This is a genomic window from Pseudomonas sp. PICF6 (genome assembly GCF_009831705.1).
Taxonomy (GTDB): Bacteria; Pseudomonadota; Gammaproteobacteria; order Pseudomonadales; family Pseudomonadaceae; genus Aquipseudomonas; species Aquipseudomonas rhizophila.
In genome coordinates this window covers 50975-57033 of sequence record NZ_WUUD01000002.1, presented here as the reverse complement: position 1 = coordinate 57033, position 6059 = coordinate 50975, and the positions used below count along the sequence as shown (strand labels likewise).

The following is a 6059-nucleotide window of genomic DNA, read 5'->3' as shown; positions in this document are numbered from 1 at the left end:
AATGTGGGGGATTCGGTGAAGGCTTGACCATATTCATGTACCAGAGTTGGGGTTGGCATCCTTTCGCTTGCATTCGAAGAGGCGGCAACTGTGCGTAGGTGTGCAAGACCGGTCCGGTACCGCCGGCAGACCCGAAGGTCTCTCACGCACAATCGCCATAACGGACGCGAGCATAAAAAAATGCTCGGTCAATAGCTATAACCGATTGGGTACCAGTCCGGACTTGCACGTCCGTATCACCGTTTTTGCGATGACGGACAAAGGTTAGCGGCGCTCGGAAGCACTGCCTAGTTCATGAACAGCCCGGTGTTTTGAAGGAAATCTCCGAGGAACCTGAGAGGAAACGAAAAACGTGAAAAGGTGACTTGGCAGTCATCATGCGAGAAAACTCATCCATCTCCCGTTAAAGCGATCCGATGATGGCGTTCCGCTGTGGAATCGCTAAACTGCTCCCGCCATTCATCTTTCTTACGAGGCCGTGCCCATGAAGTTTCGCTTTCTGCTGTGGATGCTGGGGTTGTTGATGGGCAGGGCCAGCCGGACCAATCCGGCGTTCCAGCAGCAGTTGGGCGATAAGGAGTTGGTGTTTCAACTGCAAACCCTGGACGGCAAGGTCGCCCGGCATTTCACGGTGAAAGACCAGCGCATCACCAGCCAGTCCGGCACTTACCCGACGCCTGCGTTCGCCATCGCCTTCAAGGACGCGGCTTATGGCTTTGCCACGATGCAGGCGAAGAACAAGCAGTTGGCGTTCATGACCGGGATTCAGGACAAGTCGATCCAGATCAAGGGCAACCCGGCGCTGGTGATCTGGTTTCAGGGGTTGATGCGGTATTTGAAGCCGAAAAAGGCTAAAGCCTAGTGATTTACCCTGTGGCGAGGGAGCTTGCTCCCGCTGGGCTGCGAAGCGGCCCCAAAATGGGTTGATGCGGCCTTCCTGGCGGATCGCGTCAGTTGGTTTTGCGACTGCTGCGCAGTCGAGCGGGAGCAAGCTCCCTCGCCACAAGAGCTTCACTCACCTGCAGTTACCGGGAGATCCTATTCAACCGTGGCTGAACTGCGAAGCCAGTTCGCGCAACAACACCTCAGCCTCCAGCACTTTGCTGACCACTTCATTGGCTTTGTCGCGACTCAGGCCGACGCGTTCGAGCAGTGCGTCGGGAATCTCCTCGTCGGGACCCGAGCCAATGCCACGGGCGCGCAGCAGGCGTACGGCCAGGCACACCAGGTTCGGGTAGGCGGCGTATTCGCCGTCGTAATGTGGGTCGTGCTGGAAGCGCAGGGCGGTGGCCAGTTCGTCGGGCATGTCCCAGTAGCGCATCAGCCATGAACCGATCTGCTCGCGACTGATGCCCAAGAGGTGCTGCTCCACATAGCTGTGGCACAAGTGCGGGTTGACCTCCAGGTGCCGGCAGATCAACGAGAAGTGCGGCGGGAAGACGTGGGCCAGCAACAGGTAGCCGAAGTTGTGCAGCAGGCCGGACAGGTAGGTCAGGCCGCCTTCCGGGCGCTGGGCGCGCGGCATGGCGCGGGTCAGGCCCTCGATGACGGCGGCGGTGTAGATCGACTGATGCCAGTACGGCGTGGTGTGTTGCGGGTGGTCCTTAGGCAGGCTCAGGGTCTTGCCCAAGGCCAGGCCCAGTGCCAGGTTGATCACCAGGTCGAAGCCCAGTACCCGGACGATGGCGTCTTCCACCGAACGGATCTTGCCGGGCGAGGCGTAATACGGCGAGGCAGCCCAGCTCACCACTTGCGCGGCCAGGGCCGGATCGGTTTCCACGACGCCGGTGATGTCATCGATGGTGGCGTCCGGGTCGACCCGCAGCTTGATGATCTTCTGCGCCGTTTCGGCCAGTGGTGGAATTTCGATGGTTTCTTCCAGCCGTTGCTGGATACGTCGGGCGGTGAACGCCTGCACAGCCTGAGTGATTTCCGCGCGGTCGTCGTGCGGGCGATCAAGGTTGGGGGTGATGTTGCTCACGGCTTCGCCGAAGGTCGCGGCACTGGCCTTGGTGAGCATGCTCTTGAAGGCTTCGCTGGTCACTTCCAGCAGCAGCCCTGGTTCGCCTGAGTTGATCAGCAGCTTCGGCTCGCGCAGCAGGCTTTCTTCATACAGGCAAGGGGAGCTGGTCAGCGCCGGCAGGCCGGGCAGCAGGCTCAGGCTATGTTTGCCGAGCATGCGCTCCAGACGGTCAGTAGGCACCGCCGTGAGTTTGCGACCGGTGAGTTCGGCCAAGCGGTTGAGGTCCAGCAGTTGGCTTTGCGGAAACAGCACCATGAGGGCGCCAACGGCATCGTGCAACAAAACAGCCTGCACTTTACGGGCGGGATTCAGGCCTGGTCGTTCGATTACTTCGTCAAAGCCGATGCCCAGTTTCTCGAGCAACAGCCGAATAACAGACGGAGCGTGCGGGGTTTCGGGGACGAGGGCAGCTTCTGTCATGGTCTGTATCCGTTTTCCTACAAGTTCAGCAGTATAACCAGCTTGCCGGGCAGGCGCGCCCAGAAACTGAGAGCGTGCTCACACTTGGCCGTATTGCTGCCCGTGACGCAACCAGCGATCCAGCAGCGGGCTGACATGCTCCGGCCAGCGCTCCAGCAGCGCCTGGGCGGCGTCGCGTACGGCGGGGAGCAGATCGGCGTCGCGCATCAGGTCGGCTACCTTGAATTGAAGCAGGCCGGTCTGGCGCGTGCCGAGCATTTCACCGGGTCCGCGCAATTCCAGGTCTTTTTCGGCGATGACAAAACCATCGTTGGTTTCGCGCATGATGCCCAGGCGCTGGCGACCAATCTGCGACAGCGGCGGGTGATACAGCAAGACGCAATGGCTGGCGGCACTGCCCCGGCCGACGCGGCCGCGTAGCTGATGCAACTGTGCCAGACCCAGGCGCTCGGGGTTCTCGATGATCATCAAGCTGGCATTGGGCACATCGACCCCGACTTCGATCACCGTGGTGGCGACCAGCAATTGCAGTGCCCCGGCCTTGAATTCGGCCATGACGGCGGCTTTCTCGGCGGGTTTCATGCGCCCGTGGATCAGCCCGACTTTCAGTTCGCCGAGGGCGGCGGTGAGGTCTTCATAGGTGGTTTCGGCCGCCTGGCAGGTCAGCTCTTCCGATTCTTCAATCAGCGTGCACACCCAATAGGCCTGTCGCCCTTCGGCGCAGGCACCGCGCACGCGCTCGATCACTTCGACGCGCCGGGTGTCGGTGACCAGCACGGTATTGACTGGTGTGCGTCCGGGAGGCAGTTCGTCGAGGATCGAGGTGTCGAGGTCGGCATAGGCGCTCATGGCCAGGGTCCGCGGAATCGGCGTGGCGGTCATGATCAATTGGTGAGGGCACATCCGCCCGCCCACGCCTTTCTGCCGCAGCGCCAGGCGCTGCTGCACCCCGAAGCGGTGCTGTTCGTCGATGATCACCAGCGCCAGGTTCTTGAACTGCACTTCGTCCTGGAACAACGCATGGGTGCCGACCACCATCGGTGCGCCTTCGGCGATCTGCGCCAGGGCGGCTGCGCGATTCTTGCCCTTTAGCTTGCCGGCCAGCCAGGCGACTTCGATCCCCAGGGGTTCGAGCCAGCGCTGGAAGGTGATGAAATGTTGTTCGGCGAGAATCTCGGTGGGCGCCATCAACGCCACTTGATAGCCGGCTTCCAGGGCCTGGAGCGCGGCGAGGGCGGCGACCACGGTCTTGCCGGCACCCACATCGCCCTGGATCAGCCGCAGCATCGGTTCGGGCTGGCTCAGGTCGTAGGCGATTTCGTTGCCGACCCGCTGCTGGGCCCCTGTGGGTTTAAAACCGAGGTTAGCCAGGTAACGGGCCGGCAGATCCTTGGCCTTGGGCATGGCCGGGGCGCGCAGGGAACGCAGGCTTTCGCGCAGGCGTTGCTGGGACAGTTGATGGGTCAGCAGCTCTTCAAAGGCCAGCCGGTGCTGGGCCCAGTGATGCCCCAGGGCCAGTTCGTCGACATCGGCATCGGCCGGCGGATGGTGCAGGTAGCGAATCGCATCCGCCAGCGGCGCCAGTTGATAATCCCGGGCCAGTTCGTTGGGCAGCCAGTCGGGCAGGCTGCTGGGGCCGAGCAGGGTCAGGGTTTGCTGGCAGAGCTGGCGCAGGCGCTGTTGGGTCAGGCCTTCGGTGAGCGGGTAGACCGGGGTCAGGGTTTCATCCACCGGGGGCGGCTCGTCGCCGGTGATGGCGCGGTATTCCGGGTGATAGATCTCCAGCCCGGACGCACCGGGCCGCGCTTCACCGTAGCAACGCACGCGGGTGCCACGCTTGAGGCCCTCCTTTTGCGCATTGCTGAAGTGATAGAAGCGCAGGCTCAGCCCGCCGGTGCCGTCCTGCAGGCGCACCACCAGGCTACGGCGCCGCCCCATGACCACATCGGCGCCGCTGACGGTGCCTTCGATCACGGCGTCCTGGCCCGGACGTAAATGCCCGATGGGCACGACGCGGGTGCGGTCCTGGTAACGCAGCGGCAGGTGGAACAGCACGTCCTGAAGGTTTTCCAGGCCAACCTTGGCCAGCTTCTCGGCCATGGCTTCACCGACACCCTTGAGTGCCGTGACCGGCACTTTCGACAGCTCAGTCATGGCCGGGGCTTACTTGGCAGTGGGCGGCTTGGCCACGGAACACAGGCGGATCGAGTCAGCGAGGATCTCGATGGCCTTGGGTCGCGGAAAGCTGGCGCGCCAGGCGATGGCAACGGTGCGGAACGGCACGGGCGGCGTCAGTGGGCGAACCTCGATCACGCCAGGGGCGTAATGATGGCTGTCCACCGCCGAGAGCGGCAAAATCGAAATGCCCAGGCCCGAGGCGACCATGTGGCGAATGGTTTCCAGGGAGCTGGATTCCACCGTGGTGTGCTTGGCGCCTTCGCTGCCTTTGGTCAGGGTCGGGCAGGCTTCCAGCACCTGGTCGCGGAAGCAGTGGCCTTCGCCGAGCAGCAGCAGGCTCTTGTCGTTGAGCAGGCCGGCGTCGATGGATTTTTTCTGGGTCCACGGATGCTGGGCCGGCATCAACACGTAGAACGGCTCGTCGTAGAGCGGCAGGGTCAGGACATCGGCTTCGTTGAACGGCAGGGCGATGATGATCGCGTCCAGTTCGCCGTTGCGCAGTTTGTCGCGCAGCACATGGGTGAAGTTTTCTTCGATGTACAACGGCATCTGCGGGGCGACCCGGTGCAGTTGCGGAATCAGGTGCGGGAACAGGTACGGGCCGACGGTGTAGATGGCGCCGACTTTCAGTGGGGCGGTCAGCTGGTTTTTGCCGGCCTGGGCCAGTTCACGGATGCCCTGAGCCTGTTCCAGGACTTTCTGTGCCTGGGCAACGATGCCTTCGCCCACTGGGGTCAGGCGCACGGCGCTTTTGCTGCGCTCGAAAATCAGCACGCCGAGCTCGTCTTCAAGCTTTTTCACGCCCACCGAAAGCGTCGGCTGGCTGACATGGCAACGCTCGGCGGCGTGGCCGAAATGTTGCTCCTGGGCGAGGGTGACGATGTAGCGTAATTCTGTGAGGGTCATGGCGAGCGTCCGTGAAGTTGCGAGCCAAGCATACCGGCTGCAATCGATAGACGCACGTTATCAGACTGGGGGCGCGGTGTGACACTGCCTAATGTGGGTATGGTGAGGGGATTTAACGACGCATATGGATTATTTGTGGGAGCAAGGCTTGCCCGCGATGAAGCGAGCGCGGTCCTCTCTGGAACCGAGGTGCCTGTATCGCGAGCAAGTTTTGCTCCCACAGGCCCCTTGCTCTACAGATACATTCCCTTCACCAGAAACAATAAGCCCCTGTAACAGGGGCTTGCCAATGGGTTAACGCCGACGCTTGTCGATGGAGTACACGAACGGCGCGACGATTTCGATGGAGCCGTTAACCAGCATGTCGGCCGGAGGCTTGGGCAGCGGTTGGGCGCGGCGAATCATTTCCAGGGTCGCCCGGTCCAGGGCGGCGTTGCCGGACTTGCTCACCAGCTCGAAGGACAACACATTGCCTTCGCCGTCCACCACGAACCGTAAACGGTTCAAGCCTTCCTTGCCGCGCGACTGGGCG

5 protein-coding genes are annotated in these 6059 nt (G+C 62.3%); 1 reads left to right on the top strand and 4 read right to left on the bottom strand.

Features of this window, described 5'->3' with window-relative positions; all coding sequences use genetic code 11:
- The first annotated feature begins 484 nt into the window (after positions 1–484).
- On the top strand, positions 485–862 hold the full coding sequence (locus GSM73_RS01375) for a helicase (RefSeq protein WP_139048871.1): 378 nt from the start codon (positions 485–487) through the stop codon (positions 860–862).
- Positions 863–1042: 180 nt separating this feature from the next.
- Here GSM73_RS01375 and GSM73_RS01370 read toward each other — a convergent pair whose 3' ends face one another.
- The 4 genes from GSM73_RS01370 to GSM73_RS26640 all read right to left on the bottom strand — a co-directional run.
- Complete coding sequence (locus GSM73_RS01370) at positions 1043–2443, bottom strand: aminoacyl-tRNA deacylase and HDOD domain-containing protein (protein ID WP_139048872.1); 1401 nt, start codon at positions 2441–2443, stop codon at positions 1043–1045.
- 78 nt (positions 2444–2521) lie between these two features.
- Positions 2522–4597: an ATP-dependent DNA helicase RecG gene (gene recG, locus GSM73_RS01365; protein WP_047226182.1), complete on the bottom strand. Its 2076-nt coding sequence runs from the start codon at positions 4595–4597 to the stop codon at positions 2522–2524.
- A gap of 9 nt (positions 4598–4606) precedes the next feature.
- Positions 4607–5527, bottom strand: coding sequence for a hydrogen peroxide-inducible genes activator (locus GSM73_RS01360; RefSeq protein WP_047226181.1), 921 nt, complete (start codon positions 5525–5527; stop codon positions 4607–4609).
- Positions 5528–5821: 294 nt separating this feature from the next.
- Positions 5822–6059 (bottom strand): energy transducer TonB (locus GSM73_RS26640; RefSeq protein ID WP_256676636.1); only part of this gene is annotated, 238 nt, incomplete at its 5' end.

Coding starts and splice junctions, on each gene's coding strand:
- GSM73_RS01375 (WP_139048871.1), top strand. CDS start 485: ATGAAGTTTCGCTTTCTGCTGTGGATGCTGGGGTTGTTGATGGGCAGG.
- GSM73_RS01370 (WP_139048872.1), bottom strand. CDS start 2,443: ATGACAGAAGCTGCCCTCGTCCCCGAAACCCCGCACGCTCCGTCTGTT.
- recG (WP_047226182.1), bottom strand. CDS start 4,597: ATGACTGAGCTGTCGAAAGTGCCGGTCACGGCACTCAAGGGTGTCGGT.
- GSM73_RS01360 (WP_047226181.1), bottom strand. CDS start 5,527: ATGACCCTCACAGAATTACGCTACATCGTCACCCTCGCCCAGGAGCAA.